The 24764-nt window shown below is 63.8% G+C and carries 23 protein-coding genes; 6 read left to right on the top strand and 17 right to left on the bottom strand.

What is annotated here, in order from left to right:
• Positions 1–187 precede the first annotated feature (187 nt).
• Entirely contained in the window at positions 188–946 is a 759-nt protein-coding gene (locus P9273_RS20210) for a heme ABC transporter permease (protein WP_278050481.1), read from the top strand.
• Between the two features lie 272 nt (positions 947–1218).
• Here P9273_RS20210 and P9273_RS20205 read toward each other — a convergent pair whose 3' ends face one another.
• A complete protein-coding gene (locus P9273_RS20205; protein ID WP_278050480.1) occupies positions 1219–2277 on the bottom strand; it encodes a D-TA family PLP-dependent enzyme in 1059 nt (352 codons plus the stop codon).
• 189 nt (positions 2278–2466) lie between these two features.
• Between P9273_RS20205 and P9273_RS20200 the strand changes: the two genes are divergently transcribed.
• Positions 2467–3153 carry a D-lyxose/D-mannose family sugar isomerase gene (locus tag P9273_RS20200; RefSeq protein WP_278050479.1) on the top strand — a complete coding sequence of 229 codons (687 nt, stop codon included), beginning with the start codon at positions 2467–2469 and terminating at the stop codon, positions 3151–3153.
• 15 nt (positions 3154–3168) lie between these two features.
• On the opposite strand, the gene P9273_RS20195 is transcribed toward P9273_RS20200, so the two are convergent.
• From P9273_RS20195 to P9273_RS20170, 6 genes are read right to left on the bottom strand one after another with little or no spacing between them, the layout of a single operon-like run.
• Complete coding sequence (locus P9273_RS20195) at positions 3169–4047, bottom strand: RDD family protein (protein WP_278050478.1); 879 nt, start codon at positions 4045–4047, stop codon at positions 3169–3171.
• Entirely contained in the window at positions 4034–5050 is a 1017-nt protein-coding gene (locus P9273_RS20190; protein ID WP_278050477.1) for a stage II sporulation protein M, read from the bottom strand. The genes P9273_RS20195 and P9273_RS20190 overlap by 14 nt, the downstream gene beginning before the upstream one ends.
• A complete protein-coding gene (locus P9273_RS20185; RefSeq protein WP_278050476.1) occupies positions 5047–6351 on the bottom strand; it encodes a DUF58 domain-containing protein in 1305 nt (434 codons plus the stop codon). Before P9273_RS20185 ends, P9273_RS20190 begins: the two co-directional genes overlap by 4 nt.
• Positions 6348–7304, bottom strand: coding sequence for an AAA family ATPase (locus P9273_RS20180; RefSeq protein ID WP_278050475.1), 957 nt, complete (start codon positions 7302–7304; stop codon positions 6348–6350). The genes P9273_RS20185 and P9273_RS20180 overlap by 4 nt, the downstream gene beginning before the upstream one ends.
• On the bottom strand, positions 7291–8505 hold the full coding sequence (locus P9273_RS20175; RefSeq protein ID WP_278050474.1) for a DUF4350 domain-containing protein: 1215 nt from the start codon (positions 8503–8505) through the stop codon (positions 7291–7293). The genes P9273_RS20180 and P9273_RS20175 overlap by 14 nt, the downstream gene beginning before the upstream one ends.
• A complete protein-coding gene (locus tag P9273_RS20170; protein WP_278050473.1) occupies positions 8502–9128 on the bottom strand; it encodes a DUF4129 domain-containing protein in 627 nt (208 codons plus the stop codon). Before P9273_RS20170 ends, P9273_RS20175 begins: the two co-directional genes overlap by 4 nt.
• A gap of 52 nt (positions 9129–9180) precedes the next feature.
• On the opposite strand from P9273_RS20170, the gene P9273_RS20165 reads away from it, so the two are divergent.
• A complete protein-coding gene (locus tag P9273_RS20165) occupies positions 9181–10059 on the top strand; it encodes a hypothetical protein (protein WP_278050472.1) in 879 nt (292 codons plus the stop codon).
• Between the two features lie 31 nt (positions 10060–10090).
• Here P9273_RS20165 and P9273_RS20160 read toward each other — a convergent pair whose 3' ends face one another.
• The 8 genes from P9273_RS20160 to P9273_RS20125 all read right to left on the bottom strand — a co-directional run bounded on the left by P9273_RS20160 (position 10091) and on the right by P9273_RS20125 (position 19736).
• The gene (locus P9273_RS20160) at positions 10091–11776 is read right to left on the bottom strand and encodes a tetratricopeptide repeat protein (RefSeq protein ID WP_278050642.1); all 1686 of its coding nucleotides are present in this window, start codon (positions 11774–11776) and stop codon (positions 10091–10093) included.
• Positions 11777–11786: 10 nt separating this feature from the next.
• Positions 11787–12848 (bottom strand): hypothetical protein, encoded by a 1062-nt coding sequence (locus P9273_RS20155; protein WP_278050471.1) that lies wholly within the window; start codon positions 12846–12848, stop codon positions 11787–11789.
• Between the two features lie 144 nt (positions 12849–12992).
• Positions 12993–14633, bottom strand: coding sequence for an ABC transporter substrate-binding protein (locus P9273_RS20150; RefSeq protein WP_278050470.1), 1641 nt, complete (start codon positions 14631–14633; stop codon positions 12993–12995).
• A gap of 357 nt (positions 14634–14990) precedes the next feature.
• On the bottom strand, positions 14991–15998 hold the full coding sequence (locus P9273_RS20145; protein ID WP_278050469.1) for an alpha/beta hydrolase: 1008 nt from the start codon (positions 15996–15998) through the stop codon (positions 14991–14993).
• Between the two features lie 5 nt (positions 15999–16003).
• Positions 16004–16681 carry an isochorismatase family protein gene (locus tag P9273_RS20140; RefSeq protein WP_278050468.1) on the bottom strand — a complete coding sequence of 226 codons (678 nt, stop codon included), beginning with the start codon at positions 16679–16681 and terminating at the stop codon, positions 16004–16006.
• A gap of 27 nt (positions 16682–16708) precedes the next feature.
• The gene (locus P9273_RS20135; RefSeq protein ID WP_278050467.1) at positions 16709–18007 is read right to left on the bottom strand and encodes a M24 family metallopeptidase; all 1299 of its coding nucleotides are present in this window, start codon (positions 18005–18007) and stop codon (positions 16709–16711) included.
• Positions 18008–18333: 326 nt separating this feature from the next.
• Positions 18334–19311, bottom strand: a complete 978-nt coding sequence (locus P9273_RS20130; protein ID WP_278050466.1) for a GlxA family transcriptional regulator — start codon at positions 19309–19311, stop codon at positions 18334–18336.
• Positions 19308–19736, bottom strand: a complete 429-nt coding sequence (locus tag P9273_RS20125; RefSeq protein ID WP_278050465.1) for an NUDIX hydrolase — start codon at positions 19734–19736, stop codon at positions 19308–19310. The genes P9273_RS20130 and P9273_RS20125 overlap by 4 nt, the downstream gene beginning before the upstream one ends.
• A gap of 89 nt (positions 19737–19825) precedes the next feature.
• Between P9273_RS20125 and P9273_RS20120 the strand changes: the two genes are divergently transcribed.
• A complete protein-coding gene (locus P9273_RS20120) occupies positions 19826–20335 on the top strand; it encodes a GAF domain-containing protein (protein WP_278050464.1) in 510 nt (169 codons plus the stop codon).
• 25 nt (positions 20336–20360) lie between these two features.
• On the opposite strand, the gene P9273_RS20115 is transcribed toward P9273_RS20120, so the two are convergent.
• On the bottom strand, positions 20361–21422 hold the full coding sequence (locus P9273_RS20115) for a YeiH family protein (RefSeq protein ID WP_442920247.1): 1062 nt from the start codon (positions 21420–21422) through the stop codon (positions 20361–20363).
• A gap of 338 nt (positions 21423–21760) precedes the next feature.
• On the opposite strand from P9273_RS20115, the gene P9273_RS20110 reads away from it, so the two are divergent.
• Both P9273_RS20110 and P9273_RS20105 read left to right on the top strand, forming a co-directional pair.
• The gene (locus tag P9273_RS20110) at positions 21761–22225 is read left to right on the top strand and encodes a GNAT family N-acetyltransferase (protein WP_041000896.1); all 465 of its coding nucleotides are present in this window, start codon (positions 21761–21763) and stop codon (positions 22223–22225) included.
• 136 nt (positions 22226–22361) lie between these two features.
• On the top strand, positions 22362–23795 hold the full coding sequence (locus P9273_RS20105) for an aldehyde dehydrogenase family protein (protein WP_278050463.1): 1434 nt from the start codon (positions 22362–22364) through the stop codon (positions 23793–23795).
• Between the two features lie 759 nt (positions 23796–24554).
• On the opposite strand, the gene P9273_RS20100 is transcribed toward P9273_RS20105, so the two are convergent.
• Positions 24555–24764, bottom strand: a 210-nt coding sequence (locus tag P9273_RS20100) for a transposase (RefSeq protein WP_278050462.1), incomplete at its 5' end; no start/stop codon positions are given.

Here is a 24764-nt window from a genome sequence, read left to right as displayed (position 1 = left end):
GAGAAGGTGTCGCCGAAGGCGACGGATGAGGGGTGCTCCAGGGAGCGCCAGCGCCTCACTCCGCTGGAGCACCCCTCATCGTCTCGGCGCTATCGCGCCGATCCACCTTCTCCCACACGGGGAGAAGGAAAAGGCTGCGACACTCCCCCGATTGCTCCTGCCGCGTCTCCGGTCTATTTAGATCGGCATGAGCGACATCACCTCACGCTTGAGCGCATGGACCGATCTCGCCAACCCGACGCGCTTCGTCGGGCTGGCCGACAAGGTCATTCCATGGCTGGCGGCGGTCGCGGCGATCCTGCTGGTCGTTGGCCTTTATATGAGCTTCACCGCGCCGGAGGATTTCCAGCAGGGCATCACCGTGCGCATCATGTATATCCACGTGCCTTTCGCCTGGCTCGCCATGATGTGCTATACGATCATGGCGATCTCGGCGCTGGGCACGCTGGTGTGGCGTCATCCGCTGGCCGATGTGGCGTTGAAGGCCGCAGCACCCATCGGCGCCACCTTCACCGCGCTGGCGCTGATCACCGGCTCGATCTGGGGCAAGCCGATGTGGGGCACCTGGTGGGTCTGGGACGCGCGGCTGACCTCGGTCTTCGTGCTGTTTTTGATGTATCTCGGCATCATCGCGCTGACCCGCGCGCTGGACGATGCAGGCCGCGCGGCCTGGGCTGCGGCCATCATCACGCTGGTCGGCTTCATCAACATCCCGATTATCAAATTCTCGGTCGACTGGTGGAACACGCTGCACCAGCCTGCCTCCGTCTTCCGCCTCGGCGGCCCGACCATCGATCCCTCGATGCTGTGGCCGCTGGCCGTGATGGCGCTGGGTTTCACCGTGCTGTTCTTCGCCCTCCACCTGATGGCGATCCGCACGGAGATTTTCAGGCGCCGGGTAACGGCGATGCGGAGAGTTGCGGCCAGGCAGGCTGAGAGGGCTTAGGGATTCCGAGCGCCGGCTTCGGCGATTAGCCGAGCCCCTTCGCCTTCGTCATCCTAGGGCGGAGCGACGTGTAGCGGAGCGCAGACCCTAGGATCCATTCCGTTACTACTCCGCTTTGCAGCCGTCGGACTCTTGGCGCCTGATGCCCAATTCTATTCTGCAATGTAGCGCTTTGCGGTCCAGGTCACGGAATGGATCCTAGGGTCTGCGCGCGTCGCTTCGCTCCTTGCTTCGCCCTAGGATGACGAAGATCATGGGTGCTTGACCCTCGACTATCCCATCCGCCCTCGTGCCGCCACCGGCAGCGTATCCAGCACCTTGTCGCCGTCGATCAGATGCACCTGGTCGAATAAATTCGTCACCACACAGCAATGGTCGGGCACGACGCGCACGCGCTCGCCGATGCGCAGCCTGGCGCCGTCGGCAAGCGTGACGTTGCCATGCTCTTCGCTCAAACCCGTGACACGGGCGCCTGGAATGCCCAGCAGCTCGCCGAACTCCGGCAGCCCGAGCGTATCGGAAGACAGCGCCTTGCTGCCGCTGTCCAGGATAGCGCGCGTTTTCGTCGGGTGGCTGACGACGGTGGCGAGCACGGTCAGCGCGCAATCGTCCAGCGTGCCGACGCCTTTGGCGACCTGGTAGCGGTCGAGATAGATGTAGGTGCCGGGCCGGTATTCGGTAACGACGCCGTCCGCGCCGGAGCGCCACATGTCCGGCGTGCCCCCGCTGGAGATGCGTTCGCATTCGAGGCCGGCCGCCGCAAGCGCATCGCGCGCGGTCTTCAGCCAGGCGTCCGCCTCGGCGGCGCGCCCCGCCGCAGGATAGGTCATCAGCCCGCCGAAGGAGAGCCCCTTCGACTGGTCGATCACCTTCGCCAGCGCCAGCGCCTCGTCAGCGCTCTGCACGCCGCAACGGCCCATGCCGGTGTCGCACTCGACCAGCACCTGCAGCGGATGGCCAGCGTCGGTGAAAGTGGCGGCGAGCCCCTCCAATGTCTGATGGCTGTCCGCCGTCACCGACAGCGTCACGCGCCCATGCAGCGCCTTCAGCCGCTCCAGCTTGGCGCGGCCAAGGATATTGTAGGGTAGGAAAATGTCCTCAAGCCCGGCATCGGCCATCACCTCGGCCTCGCCGATCTTCTGACAGGTGATGCCGACGGCGCCGGCCGCGACCTGTTTCTTCGCCCAGTAGGGCAGCTTGTGCGTCTTGATGTGTGGCCTGAGCTTCAACCCATGCGCGTCGGCATGCGCCTGCGCCTTTTTGATGTTGGCTTCGGCGCGGGCCGCATCGATCAGGATCGCCGGTGTGTCGAGGTCGTCTATGCTTGCCATGGGATCACCGTCCAAGCATGTCTGCCGATTTCGGCACAAGGACATGCGCTTCAAAAAAACTGACAGGGTTTATGGCCCCGATCCTGCCGGATGTCACGGTCCAGAACAGCCGGTTTGCGTCGACAGCGGACCGGCATTGGGCTATTCGGAAGGACAGATTTCACAGGCAGCGGCCGGAGGAAGGAACCCATGAAGCGCTCCAAGATCAACGACATCATCCGTGAAGCCGACGCCTTCATCCGTTCCTTTGGCTATATCATGCCGCCCTTCGCCTATTGGTCACCGGACGAGATGAAGGCGCATAAGGCGGACTCCTCGGCCATCTTCACCTCGCGTCTCGGCTGGGACATCACCGACTACGGCCAGGAGAAGTTCGACGAGCTCGGCCTGTTCCTGTTCACCGTCCGCAACGGCCGCTACGAGGACATGAAGCTCGGCATGGGCATGCTCTATGCCGAGAAAATCATGATCTCGCGCAAGGACCAGCTCTCGCCCATGCACCGCCACAACATCAAAGCCGAGGACATCATCAACCGCGGCGGCGGCAAGCTGGTGCTGGAACTCTTCATGCATGACCGCGACGGCGGCATCGACCCGAAGGCCGAAGTGTCGGTGCCGGTCGACGGCACCATCACCCGATTGCCGGCGGGCGGCCTGCTGAAGCTCGATCCCGGCCAGAGCGTGACGCTTATGCCCGGTGTCTGGCACGCCTTCTGGGCCGAGGGCAAGGACGTGCTGATCGGCGAGGTGTCGACCGTCAATGACGACCTGACCGACAACGTCTTCCGTGACCCGATCGGCCGCTTCTCGAACATCGATGAGGATGTGGCGCCGCTGCATCTCTTGGTGTCGGATTACGAGAATTGGGTGGGGTAGGCGAGAGACACTTCGCTACCGCGCGTATTTATCCGCCTTGCGGTTCCCGAGCAGCAGCTTGCGTTCCAGATGCGCGCGAAGCTCGCCGTAATAGGCGGTGAGGAAAGCCTTTGAATCGATCGGCTCGACCCCGGCGCCGATCTTGCGGGCGATGGTCTCCGCCACCGCCTTCAGCGCCGAATAATCGTCGCGGCGCAGCACTTCCTCCAGCTTCTGCAGCTCAGCGATGCCGTAGGCGTCGAGCTGCGCGGGGCTGAACTGGAAGCGCGCCGCGATCGGGTTCCTGCGCCGCGACAGATCCTCGAGCAGCGCCACTTTCGGCGCCTCGACCACCCAGGTGCCGGCGAGCAGGTCGCCGATCCTCAGCCGATCGCGGTTGAACAGCGGAAACAGCGAAAACAGCAGCGCCCAGACCAGGCCGAAGATGGTCGTCAGCGTGTCGGCGACATCGGCGCTGGCGCGCGCGGCGAGGATCGACAGCGGCAGGAACACTTCGATTTCGCGCATCAGGTTGCGCGCGATAACCTGGTCGAGCGTAAGGCCGGCGCCGCTGCGCGACGCGACTCTCACGCCAATCATGCGCTTGCCCGGCGTGGCTGCCCGGCGTCCCGCTTCGAAGGCGATGAAATAGACGTTGCGCAGGAAGAAGATGAAGATGATCCAGACGATGAACAGCGGCTCGGCATCCTGCACCCCAAGCCCGCCGAGGCCGAACAGCGCGACGAGGCTTACCACAATCGCCGCCACGATGATGATCACCACATCGAGCAGGAACCCGGAAGCCCGGGTGCCGGCGTCGGCCAGCTTGACCCTGAGGTCGACGCCTTCCGGCGTCACAAGCGGACGGACCAGGGCCGCCGGGTCCTTGGCCTTTGCTGTCCTAGCGGTGGCCATGGCGCACCATCCGGAACAGGTAGAAATAACAGAGCCATAAGGCCAACATGCCGCCGCCGATCGAATAGCGGGCGATGTCGCTGGTGATCGTCTGCCGGCCAATGCCCTCCAACAGTCCGGCGAAAAGCAGCATCACCGTGACGCCGATCATGGCGGTCGCCGCTACGCGTCCGGCCCGGGCCGCGGCCGCCATGCGGGTGAGCTCGCCGGGAAAGGCGATGCTGGTGCCGATGCGCATGCCGGCAGCGCCCGCGATGGCGATGGCGAACAGCTCCGTCGTGCCATGGATCGAAAGCCATCCCCCGAGCTCGAAGCCCAGCCCCTTGGCGGCATAGATCTGGAAAATGGCCCCCAGCATGCAGCCATTCATCAGGATGATGAGCACGCTCGGCACGGCGAATGCAAAACCCAGCGCGAAGGCCAGGATAGAGACCTGCGTGTTGTGGGTGAAAAGATAGGCGGCGAACCCCGACAGGAAATGGTCGCCGCCGCCGTAGAGCACGCTGCGCAGCGCCTCGGCCGACGAATCCGGGTTGCGCCCGCCGGCCAAGCTCGGCGCGATGATGGCGTCGTACCAGCGCTTGTCCGAAGCGACCAGCCAATAGCCGGCAATCGCACCGATGACTGTGAGCGCGACCGAAGTCCACACCTCGCGCCACAGATCGCGGATCGCGGCCGGCCAGTCGTGCAGGAAGAAGTCGCCGATGCGCGTCCTCAAGGATCGCCGCGCGCCGTAAAGATAGAAATAGCCGCGGAGGCAGAGCGCCTCGAGATAGGCGATCAGCGCGCTGTCGAGCGAGGTCGCGCGCGCCACCGAAAGCGACGACAACGCCGAACGGTAGAGCAGTGGCAGCGACAGCAGCTCGTCTTCCGACAGCGCGCGCGGCGCGCGCTTCTCGACGCGCGCGAGCAGCGCCTCGAAGGCTTTCCAGTCGGCCTCGCGCTCCTGGCGGAAGCTGGCGAGCGACTGGCGAACCGCATCGGTGCCGGCGGCGAGCGTCATAGAAGGTTCTCCTCCTTGAGCTGAATATAGCGCTCGACCAGCGCCGGGCCGAGCCGCTGGTGGTCGGCCTCGATGACATGCGCGCCGAGCAGCCTGAGCCTGCCGATCACCACCTGCCGCTGCCGCAAGAGGTCGCCGGCAGTGACGGAACGGGCGACATCCTCTGGCGCCGCCGGCGCCATGTCGGCCAGCGTTTCAAGCTCCACGTCTCGCATTAGCATGAACAGCACCAGATGCCGCTCGGTCAGCCGGCCGACAGTGCGCAGCATCAGCTCGGCGCTGATCGGGTCGACGAAATCGGTGAAGACGATGACCAGCGAGCGCCGGTCGAGCTTGGCCGAAAGCGTGGTCAGCGCCAAGGTGAAGTTGGTCTCCTCGGTCGAATAGTCGATCTCGGCTGCGCGCTTCTGGATCATGGCGAAGCTCGGCGAGCCGCGCACCGCGCCGCTGGAGACGCGCGGCCTGGCGTCGAAGGAGAACAGGCTGACGAGGTCGCCGCCCTTGAGCGCGATGAAGGCCGACAGGAGTGCGGCCGTCACCGCGCGGTCGACCTTCGGCACGCCGTCGACCGGCTCGCACATCAGACGACCGCTGTCGATGGCCAAAACGATGTTGTTGTTTTCTTCGATGCGGAATTCGCGTGCGAGCAGCTTGCCGTGGCGGGCGCTGCGCTTCCAGTCGATCATGCGCCGGCCCATGCCGGGCTGGTAGTCCTTCAACGCCTCGAACTCGCGGCCCTGGCCGGCGCGCTTTTGCGCATGGCCGTCGGCAAGGGCCGAGCGCTGCAGAAGCGTGATCGCCTCGTCCCGCGCGCTGTTGACGTTCGGCAGCACCGCGACCTTGCGGTCGACCGGCAGCACGACCTGGTTCCACACCAGGCCGAACGGCCCCTGCCACCGCAGCCACAGCCGGTCGAAGCTGGCGATGCCGCGCCGGATCGCCTCGAATTCGAGGTCGAGCGTGCCGCCATTGGCCGGCAATGCGCCGCCGGTGCCCGCGACCGGCTGCAGCCGCTGGTCATGCCCGACACGCGCCTGCAGGCGCCTAAGCTTCGCCCCGACACCGGCCGCGATGTGCAGCGTGAATCGCCCGCCGATGCCGACCTGTGGCGGCGCCGTCAGCGTGGCGCCGAGCGCGGCGCGGCCTCTGCCCGCGGCCGCGTCCACCGCTAGGAAGGCCAGCAGCGCGCAGATCCAAAGCAGACCGAGATACCAGATATGCGGTAGCGCAAGCGCGATCAGGAAGGCGGGGATCGCCCCTGCCGCCGCTGCCCAGACCGCTCGCCCGCTCGGATAGATCAACGCGGCGCTTCCGTATGGTCGACCAAGTCGGACACGATCTGCTCGACCAGCCGCCCGTCGATCTGCGCGGCAGGCGAGAGAACGACGCGGTGGCGCAGCGCCGGCACGGCCAAGGCCTTGACGTCGTCCGGAATGACATAGTTGCGGCCGTCGAGCGCCGCCCTGGCGCGCGCGGCCCGCGCCAGCATGGCGCCCGCGCGCGGGCTGGCTCCCACCTCCAGGTCAGGGCTTTCGCGGGTGCCGCGCACAAGCGCCGCGATATAGCCGACGACATCGTCGACCAGCGTGACGTCGCCGACCGTGGCAAGTGCAGCGTCCAGCGTCTTGCGGTCGGTGCGCGCCTTGATGCCGTATTGCTCGATATCGTGCGAGGCCGAGCCGCCGCCGTGATGGACGATGATCGCGCGCTCCTCCTTGAGGTCCGGATAGCTCACCCGATGCTTGAACAGGAAGCGGTCGAGCTGCGCTTCGGGCAGCGGATAGACGCCTTGATGCTCGATCGGGTTCTGCGTCGCCACCACCATGAAGTTCCGGCCGAGCGAATGCGTGGTGCCGTCGAAGGTGACGGCGTGCTCCTGCATAGCCTCGAGCAGGGCGGCCTGCGTCTTCGGCGGCGTGCGGTTGATTTCGTCAGCGAGCAAAAGATCGCAGAAGATCGGGCCGCGCGTCAGCGTGAACTGCCCGGTCTGGAAATTGTAGATGTTGGCGCCGACGATATCGCCTGGCATCAAATCGGGCGTGAACTGGATGCGGCCATAGGCGACGCCCAGCGCCTGTGCGAAGCAGCGCGCCGTCATGGTCTTGGCCGTGCCGGGCGGGCCTTCGAGCAGGATATGTCCGCCGGCAAACAGCGCCGTCAGCATCAGGTCGACCGTGTCGCGCTGTCCGGTGATCGCCTTCGCCACCTCTTCCCTGATCGCGTTCGCCAGGGTCTTCACTTCATCGACGTTCACCGAGCCTCCTTGCCGTCCAGTCATGCAGCTTTTCCGCTGCTTCATGCATTCCGGCCAAACTGTTGGAATCGTTCACTGCCTTGAACCGCTCGGTGAAGCCGTGTGTTTCACCCTTGTCGCGGGAATCGAGCCAGCGATCGAGCGCCTCGCCCTGCAGCCCGTGCGGCGCGCCAAGCAGCACGGCGGCGCGCTGCCGCATCAGCGCCGCGTATCGGTTGCCGAGCCCTTGCAGCCGCCCGGCGCGCTTCAACAGCGTCGCCGTGGTGTCGACCAGCGCCCGCTTCCCGAAGGCGATGGCGCGCCCCTCCGCGCGCGGCGGGCCGAAGCGGCCGAGCCCGTGCAGGAAGGCGAGCGCTGCCGGCACCAGCACCGACAGCGTCAGCGCGAGGAAGGGCGGTTCGACCAGAAGCTTTGCGAGATCGTATTTCTGGCCGATGCCGTGCAGCGTCAGGTCGAACATCACCGCGCCCTTGGCAGGCTCGATCATGGCGATCATGTCGAGTGCGGCCGCCGCCGTCTGCTGGTCCTTCAGCCCGGCATTGTTGATGAAATCGGGATCGGTGAGGATGTAGAAGGGCTCATCGTCGAGCTCGGTCAGGATGGCCCTGCCGTCGCCCGCAGCGATCAGCGGATGGTCGTCCGCCACCCATTGCAGCTCGTCCGGCGCGGTCACCATGCGGCCGGCTATATTGATCTGCGAGAGGGTGTTCTTTGCCTCGCCGAGCTTCGCCTTGGCGATGCGGCCGAGCCAATCGTTGACGACGCTGTTGGGCAGCCGCTCGATCTTTGTCTCCCAGCCATCGTGCCCCAGCAGGGGAAAGGTCTGCCATTTCGGCAGCACGAACAGCGTGTCCTTGCCTGAGCGCAGCTTGATGAGGTGATCGAGCGCAGTCGGGTCGCTACCCGGCGCGATGGTGACGACGAGCAGGAAGGTCGAGGCCAGCGGCGATGCGAGGTCCTTCTCGCCGCGTTCCATCGGCGGCGCCTGTCCATTGGTCAGCTTCAGCCATTCGACGAGGCCGGCATAGCCGGTGCCCCCCTTCGAAAACGGTGTGCCGCCGCCTGCGGGCTCGCGGAAATCGGGGGCATAGGTGGACAAAAGGAAAAACCCCGCCGCCGCCAGCAGGCTGGCGAAAATGCCCCAGAACAGGGTTTTGCGGCTGAACGGCGCCTCGGTCGCCTCGGCGGGTTGCGCGCTCATGTCCAGGCATCCCGGAAGGCGAAACGCTCATAGGCGCCGCGCGCCTGTCGCCAGCCTTCGGCGCCCACCGGTCGGCGGGCGAACAAGGCTGCCTCGACGATGCGGGCGATCTCGCTGAAGGCGGCGCGGGGCCGGGTGGGGATCGACCCCGCGGCGGCGATGTCGCGCGCGGTGAGCGACGGGCGCAGGAAATCGGGCAGCCGCGTGGCGATGTCGGCGACGCTGCGGCGCAACAGAAGATGCACCGCCTCGTCATATTCGCCGCGCGCGGCGAGCGCATCGGCCTCCGAAAGCAGAATCTGTGCAGCCCCTGCGTCAGGACGCCACTCTTCCTTCGCGTCGGTCTCTTCGCGTTTCCGTCGCCAGGGCAGGCGCCAGGCAATGCCTTTGGCCTCGAGGAAAAGCAGGAAAGCGATGATCGCGACGCCGATGATCACCGCGCCCCAGAACAGATAGATCATATAGGGACCGAGCTTGGCCAAGCCGTCCAGAACCGGCTTCAGCCACTCCGGCGGCTCGGGTTGCACATAGGTCGGCAGCCCGAACTGGATCGAATCGTCGGCCAGCAGTTGCTTGTGCAACTGCGCCAGCCGTCCGGCGTCTTCCGTCCCTGCCGCCGTCACCCGCTCGTTCCCCCTGCAACCTGCGGTTCGGCGCCGACACTGGCAATACGCCATGACAATTGCAAGCGCACTGGACGTAACCCCTCAATCTTGGCAAATTTACTTTGAAGTCGCCGATTGGATGCGCAGCGACTCGGGGGAAATTATCATGACCACTGCGACATTGGGACGACCCGGCAGGTTCGAGATCGGCAGGGTATTCAGCAATACCTTCGGCGTGATTGGGCGAAATATCGGACTTTGCATCGGGTTGGCGGCGCTGTTTGCGGGCCTTCCGACATTGCTGATCCGGATGGTGACCCAGCCGCAGATCAATGCAATTCTGCAAACCGATCCCGGTGCCATGCCGGATCCAACCGCAGCGTTTCGCAATTCCTACATTACCGTCATCGCCGGTCTGATTTCGTTTGTGTTCACACTGCTGCTGCAATCGGCGCTGGTGCGGGCGACCATCGAGGACCTCAACGGCAAGCGGCCATCCTTCGGCGACTGCATCCAGATTGCGATCCGCTTCCTGCTGCCGACGCTCGCGATCGGCCTTCTCGTCGGTCTCGGCGCGGGCATCGGCCTGATGCTGTTGATCGTGCCGGGCGTCATTCTGTGGCTCGGCTGGTCGATGTCGGTACCGGTCCTCATCCAGGAGCGGCGGGGCGTGTTCGGCTCGATGTCGCGCAGCCGGGCCCTGACCAAGGGCAGCCGCTGGGCGCTTTTCGGCCTTTTCCTCATTCTCATCATCATTGCGATGATCATTCAGTGGGGGATATTGCTCGTTCTCGTGCTGTTCGGCGGCATCATAGCCGAGATCGGAGCCGCGCTGGTGCAGACCGTGGTGTCGATGGTGCTCTCGATCGCCACGGCGGTGAGCTACGTCGAACTGCGGCAGGCGAAGGAAGGCGCAAGCATCGACGAATTGGCGGAGATATTCTCGTAGCGGACCGCGACGCTTGGGACGACGGGCAGGCCTAGTGACAACAGCAATGGTCCGCCTGAACATTCGTCCGGCACAGGCATGACGAGGTGATCGCCACATCCGCCTTGGCCAGCGCTGCCGCTAACTTCGCCTGCAGTCCCGGCATTTCGTCTTTCTCGCCGCGCTGCTTGAGGCATTCGACCAGCCCGTGCAGCGCCCAGACATTGTCCGGGTGCTGTGCGCAGCGCTGCACGGCGCCGCTCAGGCCAAGATCGTCGCGATAGACCTGCTCGGCCTCCGCTGCATGGCCCTGGCCGAGCAAAAGCGCCGCCAGCGCGTGGCGCGGCGGATGCATCCAGGCCCATGGCTCGGTGTAGGATAAATTGTCGTCGAGCTCGACCGCGCGGCGCAGATGCTCGTAGGCCTCCTCGTGCTGGCCCTGGTGATAGGCGAGCTCGCCGTCGAGAAGTGCTGCGCCCACGGCGAGCGAGGCTGTTGTCGGGTTGCTGAGGAAGCGGCGCTCCGGCGGAATGCTGTCGATTTGCCGGCTAAGCAACTCGCGTTCGCGCTGCGCGGAAGCGAAGTCGCGCAGCGTCGCATGCGCCACACCCTTGGCGTAATGCTGCAGCGCGGTGGTCACCACATAGAGTTCCGGCTCGCCGTTCATGGGCTCGTCGATGATTTCGCGCCAGCGTCCGAAGCGCACCTGAACATGCGATTTCATCGCGTGATAGCCCTCGACGGTCTGCGTCAGCTTCGGCCGCTCGGGGATGCTGACGACGTCGCGCGTCACCAGGCCGCGCAGCTTGTCGGCCGCCCACAGGGCCGGGCGGTACTGGCCAAGGAACATGCAGCTGAACATCATCAGATGCAGGTCGTGGCAGCATCCGAGCAGGTAGTAGGTCGGCTCGCCGGCATAGGCGAGATAGAGGTCGTTGGCGCGCACCGCCTTCTCGCTGGCGAGCTTTGCCTTCTCATACTCGCCGCAAAGCACGTAAATGTGCCCCGGCATGTGGTTCATATGGCCGGCATCCGGACACATCGTGCCCAGCCGCTCCGCCGAGCGCATGCCACGCTCGGGCTGCGTCGACATTTCGAGCAGATGGATGTGAAGATGCAGCGCCGCCGGATGCGGCGCGACATCTGCTTCGTCCGACAGCCGGATCGAGCGCTCGCAGATCTCCAGCGCCTCGAGCACATCGGAATTCGGCGCTGGCGCGCCGGTCTTCAAATTCCATAGGCGCCGCACCGTGCGCATCATCAGCGCCTCGACGGTCAGCGCCATCACGTCATGGTCATCGGGGAACGCGCGAAGAACCTGGCGCATCGCGGCGGCATAGGCGTCGTCCCATTTTTCGAACTCGCCGGCGCTCACGCCCTGCGGCTGCTGGAAGCGGATGCTAAGCGCCTCGATCAGCCGCCGCTCGACAGGACTCGCGCTCGCCGCATTGGCTTGCGCCAGCCGCACATGCTCGAAACAGCGCCTGGCGGCATGATCGGCCTCGGCCTTGCCATGCTCCTTCCAGGTCAAGTTGTAGAAAGGCCCGGCAGCATAGGCGATGCCCCAATGCACGAAGGCGCAAGCTGGATCGGTCTCCAGCGCCTTCTCGAAGCATTTTATGCCTTCCTCGTGGTTGAAGCCGTAGCACCAGTTCAGCCCGATATCGAACCAGCGCTGCGTCTCGGCCGAGGCTGTCGAGATGGGACGGCGATAGGTGCCGAGGTCGAAGTGATCCATTGCCTCGGCGTTAAGCTGCACTCTGTATCTTCCTGAGTCGCCATACTAAGTAGAATGGACCACTTTCAAGGGCTGCTTTCTTTTCGATACCCTCTGCAATCTCCTTGGCCAGCAACCCTCCTCCGCCAGCTCCAGCAACAGCTGCTGCCACTTGCGGCAGGCCGCCAGTAAAAATTGCGGTAAGACCCATGGTGACCATACCAAGCGTAGCTGCACCTTGTTTCAAGTACCGCGATTTTGACGCGGCTTTTAATTTCAAGGTCAATGAATCGATCTCGGGGCGAAGAATATCGTTCACGACAGAGGTAAGGTCGCGGCCGGCTTTTCGCGCCTCCTCGACGACGTCGCGGAGGGCGACGCGGGTTTTGGCAAGATGGTGCTCTTCCTCATCTAACAAAGTTGCAAGGTCAGAGAAATTTATGCCCGATAGAAATGGCAGAGTAATGTTATATAGGTTGACCTCAGAATCGTCGTTCGAAGATCTGTCGACTATCGGCATAGATTGGTCAGAAAAATCTCTAGCTCTCCAGAGGTCGTGAGGGCTTGTTTGGTCGATTTCGACCATGTTCCAAGCCTTGTTCCCGCTTGGGAGTTCGCCTTCAAGAGAAATTATGCAGCGTTGTGGACGAACTATCGCCCGTCCTCGCATTATTAACGGGGCAATGGCCTCCACAGTTTCGCGAGCTTTCCGGTCCGACGGCATCGCAAAAACTGGGATGGCGTTCGCCTTTCCATCCCTGGCGACATACTTATCAGGGTTCTTCGTTTCTATGCTGAATTTAATCTCGCTTCCGATAAATTCCTTGATGTCTTTGCCTTTTTGGGGGAGTCTCAGGATCATCTCTCCGGCCGGCGGCAAAGCTAAGGTAGTGAAATCATTCATCAACGAAGCGAATCTAATGCGATCGTAGTAATGATCGTCCGCAATTAGCTTTACATCGGCTTTTAGACCAGGATGTTGCGATATTGATTCGGATATTTGTTTATAATTTTTGACATAATATTTCAATAGTCCATCATCTCGCCTTCGGCTTTCTTTAAGAATTGCGCGGCCGAATTCCACAGGCTTCATGGCTGTTCCAATTGAGCAAATAGCACAAGTTGGACATTTTAGTTGGGAGGTGAGGCATTTGACAATCTATAGCCCAAACCATTCCAAAGAGTGTTTAGCTGACGCGGCTCTGTGAGCCGCGCCGGCCGCTCGGTCCCGGGAGGATCAGGATTCCAGCCAGACTTTCTCGAAATGCTGCTCAAGCGCCTGGTGCTGTTCGCAACCCTGCACGCCCTTGCGATAGGTGCGGTAGACCGAGCGCCAGTAGGGCTGGACGATGATGCCGCTGTCGCGCAGATTGGTCTCGATCTTGGCCATGATCTCCTTGCGCGCCGCAGCGTCCGGCGTCGCCAGCGCCTTGTCGAGAAGCTCGTCGAACTCCTTGTTCGAATAGGCGCTTTCGTTCCAGGCGCCGCCGGACTTGTAGGCTAGTGCCAGCACCTGAACACCGAGCGGGCGGCCGAGCCACTCGGTGCAGGAATAGGGGAACTTGGCCCAATCGTTCCAGAAGGTCGCGGCCGGCAGCACGGTGCGCTTGATCTTGAAGCCTGCCTCGCGGATTTGCGCCGCGATCGCGTCCGCTGTGCTCTTTTGCCATTCGATGTCGACCGAGATCAGCTCATATTCGTGGTCGGCCTTGCCGGATTCCGCCATCAGCTTCTTCGCCTGCTCGACATCGCGCTTGGCCGGGCCGATATCCACGAATTCGGGATGCATCGGGCCGACATGGTGGTTATCGGCGGGTTTGCCGCGACCGTCGAGGCCGAGCTTCAGGACCGCCGCATTGTCGACGGCAAGCTGGGCGGCGCGGCGCACCTTGACGTCGTCATAGGGCGCGTTGGAGACATTGAAGCGCGCGACGATGGTCGAGCCGGTGGCGATCTCGGAGTTCTGCAGGCCCATCTGCTCGGTCTGCGACACGGCATCCGACGCGGTCTCGTGGTCGGTGTCGATCTCACCGGATTCGAAGGCCGACAGCGTGGCGTTGGGATCGGAGCCGTAATCGACCCATTTGATGCCGTCGAGATAGAACTCGCCCTTCCACCATGGCTTGTCCTTGCGCTTCACCTCGGCGCCCGTCTCCGCGTCCCAGCTCACCAGCTCGCATGGCCCGGTCGTGATCGCCAAAGCCTTCTTCGGGTCGGCGTCGCCCTCATAGGAGCGATGCATGATCAGCGCCGGATAGTCGGCCATGCCGGCGATCAGCGAGATGTCGGGCTTCGGCAGGTTGAGCTTGACGGTGTAGTCGTCGACCTTCTGGATGCCGCCGTCGACCGGCTTCTTGGTATCGGCGTTGACCAGCGCGCCCATCCGCGCTGCGACCGAATTGCCGGCGACCGAGGCATCGCACCAGCGGTTGAGGTTGTGGATGACGTCGTCGGCATTGAAAATGTCGCCGTTCGACCACGTGATGCCCTTGCGCACGTTAAGCGTGATCGTCTTGGCGTCGTCGCTGGTCTCCCAGCTTTCCAAGAGCCAGGGCTCGAAGGAAAAATCGGTGTTCCAGCGCACCAGATATTCGTTGCACTGGCGCGCGACATTCGACATTTCGACGCCGTCGAAGGTGCGCGGATCCTTGAAGCCCTTGACGTTCATCGCCACGCGCAGCACGCCGCCCTTTTTCGGCTCGGCGGCGCGGGCTGGCGAGGGAGCCATCCCGCCCAGCGCCATCGCGCCGGCGGCGCTGACGCCGAAACCGGCCATCAAAGCCAGATATTCGCGCCGGCTGATCGCGCCGTTCTTGAAATCGTCGGCGATCGGCTTGGCACGCGGGTGCAGTTTTCTGTCGGTCAGCATGAATTTCATCGTCGTTCCCTCTGTTGTTGAGCACCCCGGGATCGCCAGGCGCGGGGGCGGATGCGACCGCCAGGGCGCCGTTGCCTGCTGAGCGATGATAGGTCTGCTTGCTGTGGCGAAATGGTCGGTTTTCCGCAGTTCTTGTGCGCTGTTCCGCAGTGGCGTTGATACAGCCGATCTTCCCCCTTGCGGGGGAGAGGCCCGGCAGGGCAGAGGGGGCGCTGTCCCGCCAGCATCTCAGCTAATTGGAGCTGTCTTTTCAGGCAAACTTGGATGTTACGAATCCGAAGGGTCGCGATCCTTCGCGCCCCCCTCGGCCTGCCGGCTTTCGTAGCTCGCAAAGCCAAGCAATTGGCTTTGCGTCCGCTATGCGGACCGCTCCTCAACCCCCACAAGGGGGGAGATTTGCGCTTCGTCGCCGGCGCCCAGCCTTGCGATGTCGCTAACAATCCTCGCAAACGCCTCAGCCGCGCGTGGGACTGTGGGTCTGGCACGCAGGAACGAGTGCACCAGCCGCTTCTCCTCGCGCCACCACGCTTGCCCGCCAGCGGCGAGGATGCGGTCGCGGTAGACTTCGCCGTCCGACGATAGCGGATCGCATTCAGCGGTGACGATGATCGTCGGCGGCAGGCCGGAGAAATCGCGATCGCGGAGCGGCGCGAGGGTAGGATCGTGCTGTGACTGCTCGGGCGCCGCGCGGATACGCCGGTAGAACTCGATATCGGCGATCGTCAGCAGCGGCGCCTCGGCGTGCTCGACATGGGAGCGGCCGGTCTCGTCACCGCCCAGCTCGGGATAGATCAGCACCTGGCCAACGGCATGCCGCCCATGCCGCCGCGTCGCTTGCGCCACGGCCGCCGCGAGATTGCCGCCGGCGCTTTCACCGCAAAGCACGATCGGCAGCGCGCTCGTCGCCGCAGCCCATTCGAACACGGCAAAAGCATCGTCGAACGATGCCGGATGCAGATGCTCAGGCGCCAGCCGGTAGTCGGCGGAAACCACTTCGAAGCCGGTGCCGGCACAGATCTCGGCGCAGATGTCGTCATGGCTCTCGAGACCGCCGAGCACGAAGCCGCCGCCGTGATAGTAGACCACGACCGCCGCCGCGGCCTTGCCGGCCATGCGATAGCGCCGCACCGGGGTCGCATGCGCCGCCGTGGCGACAAGACCGTCGCTGGTCGTCACGCCGTCCGGATGACCTTGGTGAAACGCGGCGCACATCTGGTCATAGACCGCGCGCTGCTCGGCGATGGGCACGGCGACGATCTCCGGCGGGTACCAGCCGTTGACCTCGTCGATATAATCCCACAGTTCCGCATCGAGCCGGTCGGCATATTTGCCGCGGCACGGCCGATCGGTTGGGTCGCCGGCCACCGCCGTCAGAGCTCGGCGTAAAGCCGCGCCGCGTTCTCGAAGGTGAAGCGCAGCGGCACGGAGCCCTCGACCTGCCACACCTTCACGGTGTCGCCGGCCATCAGCCGGCAGGCATCCAGCGTGTTGGTGACGGCGCCGCCATAGAGCCGGTTGGCGAGGTTGAGGATACCGGTCTGATGCATGGCCGCGCTCGCGCTGCCGCAAGCGTCCTTGACCAGAAGCACGCGGAAACCGCGCGCCACCGCGTCCTTCACCGTGGCGTCGATGCAGGCCTCGGTCCAGACGCCGGCAATCACCAGCCATTCGATGCCGGACGCCTTGAGCTTGTCGCCGAAATCGTTCTTGCCGAAGGCGCTGGCTTCCTGCTTGATCAGCATGGCTTCGCCGTTCTGCGGCGCCACTTCATGGCAGATTGCGGTCAGCGGATCGTCCTTGTCGGAGAAAGCCGACTTGCCGCTTTCGTCCACCGGGTGGAAAGGCCGCGCCTCGGCGAGGTCGACGATATAAGCCCAGTGGTAAAGCGGCACGAAATTGCGCCGCGCCGCCTCCTGCAGGCGTTGGACGTTGGCGAGGATGTCGCTGAACCCCTCGACCAGATAGCGTTTGTCCTTGCGATGCTCCTCCTGGAGATCGATGAACACCGCGGCCGCCGTGCCGCGTCGGATGGAAATGGGCGTTTTCATGCGGAATGTGCTGTCGGTGCGTGGGCGCTACTTGTCAAGAAACTCGTCTTCATAAGGGAAGCGCGAGAGTAACTCGGTGCCGGTCTCGGTGATCAGGATCTCGTCCTCGAGCTTGACGCCCTCGCGGCCGCCTTTCTCGCCGATATAGCTTTCGACGCTCACCACCATGCCCGGCACGATGATGCCGTCGCGGCCATAGGTCTCGTAATCCATCGAGTGGGCGATGAACGGCGTTTCGCCATGCATGCCGACGCCGTGCATGACCGACGTGTAGCGCTGGTCGACGAAGCGGTCCGGGATCTTCCACGCCTTCTCGGCGATCTCGCGGAACGCCATGCCGGGCTTCACGATGCCGATATTGTGCTGCACCTGGTCGTGCGCCATGCGGTAGAGCGATTTCTGGTAGGGCGTCGGCTTGCCCGGGCCGCAGCGGAAGGTGCGCGAGAAGTCGGAATAATAGCCGTAGCAGCCGATCGTGTCGGTATCGAGCGCGACCAGCTCTCCCGGCCTGATCTTGCGCCCGCTCGCTTCGTTGAACCACGGGTTGGTGCGCTGCCCGGAGGTGAGCAGGCGGGTCTCGATGAACTCGCCGCCCTGGCGGATTACCTCGTGATACATGATGGCGAACAGCTCGTTCTCGGAAACGCCGGGCTTGATCGCCTCGCGCACCGCCGCCACCGCAGCTTCAGCGCCGGCCATCGAGGCCTGCAGGCACTTCACTTCCTCAGGCGTCTTCACCGCGCGCACCGCCAGGATCTCGCCCTGGCAGTCGCGAACCTCGCAGCCGCGCTTCTCCAAGGCCAGCGCCTGCAGATGGCTGCAGCGGTCGAGCCCAAGCTTCATCGAGCCGCCGCCGTGCTTCTTGAGCAACTCGGTGATCTCGTCGGCGAACGGACCGGCGGTTTCGTCGTCGCGGCCGGAGACGGATGACCAGACGAGCTTGGATGGACGCGCCTCGTCGATCGTGTCGAGCACCATCGAGACATGGTAGCTCTGCGGATATTCGAAGAGCATGATCGGCCCTTCGGTCGGAATGAAGAAATAGCGCGTCGAATTGCGCAGGAAGTAGCCGAACATGTTGCGCGAGCCTGTGGCGTAGCGCTGGTTGTATGGATCGAACAGCACGATGCCGCCATAGCCCGCCTCGCGCATCCAGGCCCGCAGCTTGGCAAGCCGCCCCTTCCGCAGCGCGTCGGCATCGATGAAGGACGGCTCCGTGTCGGAGAGCCACATGCCGCCGGCGGGATCGGCCGCGGCCGGATGGCGCATGCGGTCCTTGAAGTCCACATCCTCGGTGCTGTCGGGGTCGAATACGACGATGCTCATGCGGGGCCTCCTGTTCGTGCGAACATAGCCGGAAGGGAGTCGGAGCTTGTGCGGCATTCCGCAGATGTCGTGCCGGATGCCGCAGTCATAACTTCGTCGTTCTAGGGCGAAGCAAGGAGCGAAGCGACGCGCGCAGACCCTAGAATCCATGCCGTTACGCCGGCCAGAGAATGCAGCGGTGCAGAAAGTCCTTGCTGGCATAGCGCTGGCAGTTCTGCATCGCAGAGACGCTCTTAGGTCACGGCATGGATCCCAGGGTCTTCCCCTCCGCTGCGCGTCGCTTCGCCCTAGGATGACGAGGGAGAGGGCTTGCACCACTCCACCACCTAATGCCTCCTCATCGCCTTAGGCGCGTGCCCATGCTCCTCGCGAAACGCCCTCGCAAAGCTCGACATCGAAGCGAAGCCGCAGGCGAGCGCAACGTCGCGCACCATCAGCGTCGAATGCGCCAGCAAATCGGCGGCGCGCTTCAATCTCAGCCGCCGGTAATACCCATTGGGCGAGATATCCAGCTCGGCGCGGAAACTGCGCTCGAGCTTGTCGGGCGAGACCCCAAGCCGCTCAGCCAGCTCCGCCATGCCGAGCCGTTCCTCGACCGCGTCCTCCATGATGGCGATGGCCGACAGCACCAGCTCGTTCTGGACGCCGGTGCGCAGCCTGAGCGGCATTAGCTTGCGGTCGACGCTCGACCGCAGGGGTGAGTGCACGAACCATTCGGCGACACCCGCCGCGAGCTCGGCGCCATAGTCCTGCGTTATGATCTCCAGCATCATGTCGAGGCTGCCGACGCCGCCGGCAGAGGTGAAACGCTTGCGGTCGATGACGAAGAGATCGCGCCGAAGCTCGATGTCCGGAAAAGCTTCGGTGAAAGCGGCCTGGCTGGTCCAATGCAAAGTGCAGGCATGGCCGTCGAGGAGGCCGGCGCGGGCGAGGAAGAAAGCTGCGTCCGCCACCGCGCCGATATGCGCGCCGCCGCGCAGGCTTTTGCGGATCCAGCTCATCGCCTCGTCGGCCACGACATGATCGGCATCGCCGCCCGAGCAGACGACGATACGGTCGACCTTCGGCGCGTCGGCGGCCGAGAAACCAGGCTGGATGACGACACCGTTCGATGCCTCCACTGTACCCGCATCGGCGCCGACGATCACCCAGCGGTAGCAGTCGCGCTTGGCAAGAATGTTGACGGCGCGCAGCGGCTCGATGACGGACGAAAACGCCATCATAGGAAAGCCGGGAAAGACCAGCACCGCGAAGGTGAGGGGCGCTTCGCCCACCGCCTGTTTTTCTTCGTTGCGTGAATTCATGGCTGGCGGCCGTAGCGCGGCAGCACGATATTAGCGGTCAGCGGCGCCAGCTCCATGCCGCCTGCCAGCTCCGGGTTCAGCCAGATCATCTCCTCGATCTCGGCCGCCGGAACGGGCTCGCCGGTGATGGAGAGTTCGAACAGCTCGGCCTCGACGTGGGCGTCCGGCTCGTTGGCGGCGGGCGCCGAGAAGGAGCCGAGATGGAAGGCCGCCGCCGGATCGACGGCAACGCCCAACTCCTCGCGCAATTCGCGCGCAAGAGCGACGGTCGGCAGCTCACCCGGCTCGATCTTGCCGCCGGCCTGCATGAAGGTGCTGGTGCCGCGCTTGCGCACCAGCAGAAGCCTGCCGCCGTCGTCGCGGATGACGGCGGCAGCAATCCGTATCGTCCTGGCCGTCACTGTTCTGGAGTGGCTGGAGGTCACGATAGGCTGTTTCCCGGCGGTGGTTTGGTGGCAGAGAGAGGTGAACTGTAGCTGGCCGCGCGGCCGGCTTGCAACGGAGAGACGACACGATGTTCGCGGCAACCGCCATCGAGACCAAGGACAAGCCGGCCTTCTACAAGGAGTTGGCCGCCCAATTGAAGGCGCTGCTGGAAGGCGAGGGCGATTCCGTCGCCAATGCCGCCAACACGGCGGCGCTGATCTACCAGATGGTGCCCGACCTCAACTGGGCCGGTTTCTATTTCCTGGCCTCCGACGACGAGCTGGTGCTCGGGCCCTTCCAGGGCAAGCCCGCCTGCGTTCGCATCCCCGTCGGCAAAGGCGTCTGCGGCACGGCCATCGAGCTCGACATGTCGATGCTGGTCAAGGACGTCAACGAATTTCCCGGCCACATCGCCTGCGATGCCGATTCGCGTTCCGAACTGGTCGTGCTGTTGCGCGATGCCGATGGCGCCTTCGGCGTGCTCGACCTCGACAGCTCGCTGCCCGGCCGCTTCGACAAGGAAGACCAGGCCGGGATCGAGAAGCTGGCCGCGATCTATGTCGCGTCGTGCGAGTTCGAGGATGATGACGAGGACTGAGAGGTGATGCCGGTCTCGGCCTGCCTCAGCCGAGCTTCACCAGTGTCAGGCTGAAGACGGCGATGAAGAGGAAGGCCGAGAAGGCCAGCACTAGCGGGCGCAGGCCGCGCGAGCGCAGCTCGGAAATGTCGGCCTGAAGGCCCATGGCGGCAAGCCCCATGGTCAGCATCACCTGCGCGGCCAAGGCAATTGCGGCATGGATCTGGGCCGGGATCGCAACCAGGCTGTTCAGCGCCACCACCGCCACGAAGGCCGCGACGAACCAGGGTATCGGCGGCTTGGCGCCGGAAGCGTCGGTGCCGCCGCGGCGCGCCATCAGGCCGAGCGCGATCACCATCGGCGCCAGCATGGCGACGCGCGTCAGCTTGGCGACGGTTGCCGTCTCGCCGGCAAGCGTGCCGTTCTGAAAGCCGGCGCCGATCACTTGCGCCACCTCATGGATCGAGGCGCCCGCCCACAGGCCGAAGGCGTGCTGGTCGAGCCCGAAGACCGGCGCCAGCAGCGGGAAGCCGAGCATGGCAATGGTGCCGAACAGCGTGATCGCGGCGACCGCATAGGTAACGTCTTCGTCGCGCGCGTCGGTGACGATGTTGGTGGCGACGATAGCCGAGGCGCCGCAGATCGAGGTGCCGGCGGCAATCAGTTGCGCCAGCTTCCGGTCGACGCCGATCAGCCGCCCGAGTGCGGCGGTGAACAGGAAGGTGGCGCCGAGCGTGGCGGCGACGATGCCGACGCCGCCGAGGCCGATGTCCGCCACCTGGCCGAGCATGAGCTGGAAGCCGAGCAGCACGATGGCGAAGCGAAGCAGGCGCTTTTGCGAGAAGGCGATGCCGGCCTTGGCGTGCCCAGGCACGCCGAGCACATTGGAATAGATCATGCCGGCGACGACGGCGAGGATCATCGGGCTGAACAAGGTGAGGCCGGAGAGGCCGCGCGCCGAATAGGCGACGCTGGTGATCATCGCCACCAGCACCAGTCCCGGCACAACGCCGACCGAGATCGAGGTCAGGGCGGTTCGCTTGCGTCCGGCAGCGGCCGGATTGAGGCGATTTGGAAGATCGTTCGCGGTGGCAGGCAGGAAAGACAATCGAATTCTCCAGGCACTTTCGTCGCCGCAATGCCATTCCAGAACCAATCTTTCCAACGAATTATTCGGTTTATAATGATCGATCTTTCCGAACAATGTCTGCCGAGTCGCCGATCGTGCATACGCCGCGTCGACGCAGCCGGCTTGACAGACCCTCGGCCCCGGTCCAGCTTCCCGCCATGACCGTCTTTCTCGCAAATCCGCAGCGACGCCGCCGTTCGAAGGAGCGGCAAGCTGATTGCGTGAACACAAAGGCCGGCTAGCAAGTCACCCTGGTTCGCCCATCCCAGCCCGCCCATCGCGACGATCGGCGGGTTTTTGCATTTTGGAGTGTCTGAATGAGCGTCGTTTCTTCCATCGAGCTTCGGCCGGCCACGCCGGCGGATGCCGCGGCGATCAAGGCCATCGTGCGTGCGGCTTATGCCAAATGGGTGCCGGTGATCGGCCGCGAGCCTTTGCCGATGCGCGCCGATTACGACAAGGCGCTCCAGGACCACCGGTTCGATCTCGCCCTCGAGAACGGCCGCATCGTCGGCCTGATCGAAACCATCCCGCATGACGATCATGTCTGGATCGAAAATGTCGCCGTGGCTCCTGAAGCGCAGGGCAGGGGTATCGGGAAGAAGCTGCTCGACAGCGCCGAGCGCAGGGCTGTCGAAACAGGCTGCCGCGAACTTCGCCTGCTGACCAATGGCGCGTTCGACGCCAATGTGCGGCTCTATCGCCGGCACGGCTACGCGATCGACCGCGAAGAGCCGTTCATGAACGGGACGACCGTCTATATGAGCAAGAGGCTGGCGTAGTGGCTGGCAAACGCGGATGCTGGCTCAATCGCTCAAGCTTGCGTTTGACAGGGTACATGCCGCATCGTTATTTCTGACGATATACGACGACCGCCTCACCACAATCGAGCAACGCCGGCCCGCAGGGAGCGAAACCATGTCACACAATCTGCAGTTCTATATCGACGGCGCCTGGGTCGATCCGGTCGTGCCGAACACTCTCGATGTCATTGACCCGTCGAACGAAGACGCCTTCGCGCAGATTTCGCTGGGCTCCAAGGCCGATGTCGACAAGGCAGTGGCCGCCGCCAAGCGTGCCTTCGCCACCTTCGGCTTCACTTCGGTCGAGGAGCGGCTCGATATTCTCAACCGCGTCATCGAAATCTACAAGAAGCGCAGCAAGGACCTTGCCCTCGCCGTTTCGCGCGAGATGGGCGCGCCGCGCCAGATGGCGCTGGACAGCCAGGTCGGCGTCGGCCTGGCGCATCTGGAGAAGATGGCCGAGGTGCTGAAAACCTTCCAGTTCCGCCACATCAAGGGCTCGTCGCTGATCGTGAAAGAGCCGATCGGCGTCGTCGGCCTGATCACGCCATGGAATTGGCCGCTCAACCAGATCACCTGCAAGGTCGGCCCGGCGCTTGCCGCCGGCTGCACGATGGTGCTGAAGCCGTCGGAAATCGCGCCGCTCGACGCCATCATCTTCGCCGAGATCATCGACGAGGCCGGCGTGCCGAAGGGCGTCTTCAATCTCGTCAATGGCGATGGCCCGACGGTTGGCCAGGCTTTGGCCAGCCACCCGGATGTCGATATGATGTCGTTTACGGGTTCGACCCGCGCGGGCATTCTGGTCGCCAAGGCCGCGGCTGACACGGTCAAGCGCGTGCATCAGGAACTCGGCGGCAAATCGGCCAACATCCTGTTCCCCGATGTCGACCTTGAAAGGGCGGTTACCAAGGGCGTTGCCGGCTGCTTCGGCAACAGCGGCCAGTCCTGCAATGCGCCGACCCGCATGTTCGTGCCGCGCGACCGTCATGACGAGGCGGCCGGCTATGCGAAGAAGGCGGCGGAGAAATTCACAGTCGGTCCGGCCGACGCGCCCAATTCCAAGCTCGGCCCGGTGGTGAGTCAAATCCAGTTCGACAAGATCCAGGACCTGATCCAGAGCGGCATCGACGAAGGCGCCACGCTGGTCGCCGGCGGTCCGGGCCGCCCGGCCGAGCTCAATCGCGGCTATTATGTTCGCCCGACCGTCTTCGCCAACGTCACGCACGACATGCGCATCGCCAAGGAGGAAATCTTCGGGCCGGTTCTGTCGATCATGCCTTACGATACGGTCGAGCAGGCGGTCGAACAGGCCAACGATACCGTCTACGGCCTCGCCTCCTACATCCAGGCCAAGGATATCCAGAGAGCGCGCGACGTCGCCGCCCGCATGCGCTCCGGCAATGTCTATATCAACTACCCGGCCTGGGACGCGGGCCTGCCCTTCGGCGGCTACAAGCAGTCCGGCAACGGCCGCGAATATGCCGAATACGGCCTGGAGGATTTCCTGGAGATCAAAGGCATCGCCGGCTACCAGGCGGCGGAGTAGGGGTACTGTAGCCAATAATCGTCGGAGCTGAACAAAGGACGCGGTTCAACCGCGTTCTTGTTTTCTTTCAAAGACAAGTCGACCAGCACGGGTCACGATGTTCAAAGACGATGCAAGCGGGAACACCGCCTGATCGGATGACGCGCATCTATTGGGCCTGGCTGATGAGATTGGAGCTGGCCGACTGCCTGTGTTTCTCGAACAAGCGGAGCTTTGCGGGATATCCAAGCCGCATCACGGTTTGGCAGCCCTCGCATTTGAATGTGGCCACGGACTTGAACCAGGAGCCTTTCCGGATGGTTGGATGCCCACATCTCGGACATTCGAATCTGAGATCTGTGCCATTCAGGCTTTGAGGAATTGACATCTGCCACACGCTCCCTAACGCACCACCGGCAGCACGTTAAAGTAGCAATGTTTCAGTTCTGCGACCGCCGGGCAACCGCACGGTAACGAGAGTGATTCGGACAACGGGATTGCGGTGAGAGGCCGAGCGCTGTGCTGGACCGACGGAGCGTCTGATTACAAAACGAAACGTCTGTGAAATACACCAGAAAGGATATTTGGTAAGGGTTAATTCAACCCGGCCGAGTATGTTGAGGGTGGCGGCCCCAGCTGGTGCGGGGGGTGCGTTGGGCTGGAGCCGCCTGCACGGTCATTGGGTGGCATTAGACCGCGCTGTCTCAGAATAGGACAGCGCGGTCTATGATTAGTTAACGCTAATGAAAATAGATGGGCTAGGAAATGTCCTAGACTCTTTCACGTTTTGACGGAAGCGTATCCGGCGTTTGCGAAGTAGTTCGTGCATTCGGCTGCCTCGATGGTTTGAACGAGGTGGCCGATGTGGCGCCATGTGTCCTCGACGGTACGTTTTTGGGCCTGACGCATCCAGTGTTTGATCTTGGCGAAGGCCTGCTCGATCGGATTGAGATCCGGTGAATAGGGCGGCAGGTACCAGAGCCTGGCGCC

The sequence above is a fragment of the Mesorhizobium sp. WSM4935 genome (assembly GCF_029625735.1).
Taxonomy (GTDB): domain Bacteria; phylum Pseudomonadota; class Alphaproteobacteria; order Rhizobiales; family Rhizobiaceae; genus Mesorhizobium.
The sequence above is the reverse complement of the archived record's forward strand: the minus strand, read 5'-3'. Positions and strand labels throughout refer to the sequence as shown.

Bases quoted from the DNA above. Each gene is read 5' to 3' on its own strand.
- P9273_RS20210 (WP_278050481.1), top strand. From the start codon at position 188: ATGAGCGACATCACCTCACGCTTGAGCGCATGGACCGATCTCGCCAAC.
- P9273_RS20205 (WP_278050480.1), bottom strand. From the start codon at position 2,277: ATGGCAAGCATAGACGACCTCGACACACCGGCGATCCTGATCGATGCG.
- P9273_RS20200 (WP_278050479.1), top strand. From the start codon at position 2,467: ATGAAGCGCTCCAAGATCAACGACATCATCCGTGAAGCCGACGCCTTC.
- P9273_RS20195 (WP_278050478.1), bottom strand. From the start codon at position 4,047: ATGGCCACCGCTAGGACAGCAAAGGCCAAGGACCCGGCGGCCCTGGTC.
- P9273_RS20190 (WP_278050477.1), bottom strand. From the start codon at position 5,050: ATGACGCTCGCCGCCGGCACCGATGCGGTTCGCCAGTCGCTCGCCAGC.
- P9273_RS20175 (WP_278050474.1), bottom strand. From the start codon at position 8,505: ATGAGCGCGCAACCCGCCGAGGCGACCGAGGCGCCGTTCAGCCGCAAA.
- P9273_RS20165 (WP_278050472.1), top strand. From the start codon at position 9,181: ATGACAATTGCAAGCGCACTGGACGTAACCCCTCAATCTTGGCAAATT.
- P9273_RS20160 (WP_278050642.1), bottom strand. From the start codon at position 11,776: ATGGATCACTTCGACCTCGGCACCTATCGCCGTCCCATCTCGACAGCC.
- P9273_RS20155 (WP_278050471.1), bottom strand. From the start codon at position 12,848: ATGAAGCCTGTGGAATTCGGCCGCGCAATTCTTAAAGAAAGCCGAAGG.
- P9273_RS20150 (WP_278050470.1), bottom strand. From the start codon at position 14,633: ATGAAATTCATGCTGACCGACAGAAAACTGCACCCGCGTGCCAAGCCG.
- P9273_RS20140 (WP_278050468.1), bottom strand. From the start codon at position 16,681: ATGAAAACGCCCATTTCCATCCGACGCGGCACGGCGGCCGCGGTGTTC.
- P9273_RS20135 (WP_278050467.1), bottom strand. From the start codon at position 18,007: ATGAGCATCGTCGTATTCGACCCCGACAGCACCGAGGATGTGGACTTC.
- P9273_RS20130 (WP_278050466.1), bottom strand. From the start codon at position 19,311: ATGAATTCACGCAACGAAGAAAAACAGGCGGTGGGCGAAGCGCCCCTC.
- P9273_RS20120 (WP_278050464.1), top strand. From the start codon at position 19,826: ATGTTCGCGGCAACCGCCATCGAGACCAAGGACAAGCCGGCCTTCTAC.
- P9273_RS20110 (WP_041000896.1), top strand. From the start codon at position 21,761: ATGAGCGTCGTTTCTTCCATCGAGCTTCGGCCGGCCACGCCGGCGGAT.
- P9273_RS20105 (WP_278050463.1), top strand. From the start codon at position 22,362: ATGTCACACAATCTGCAGTTCTATATCGACGGCGCCTGGGTCGATCCG.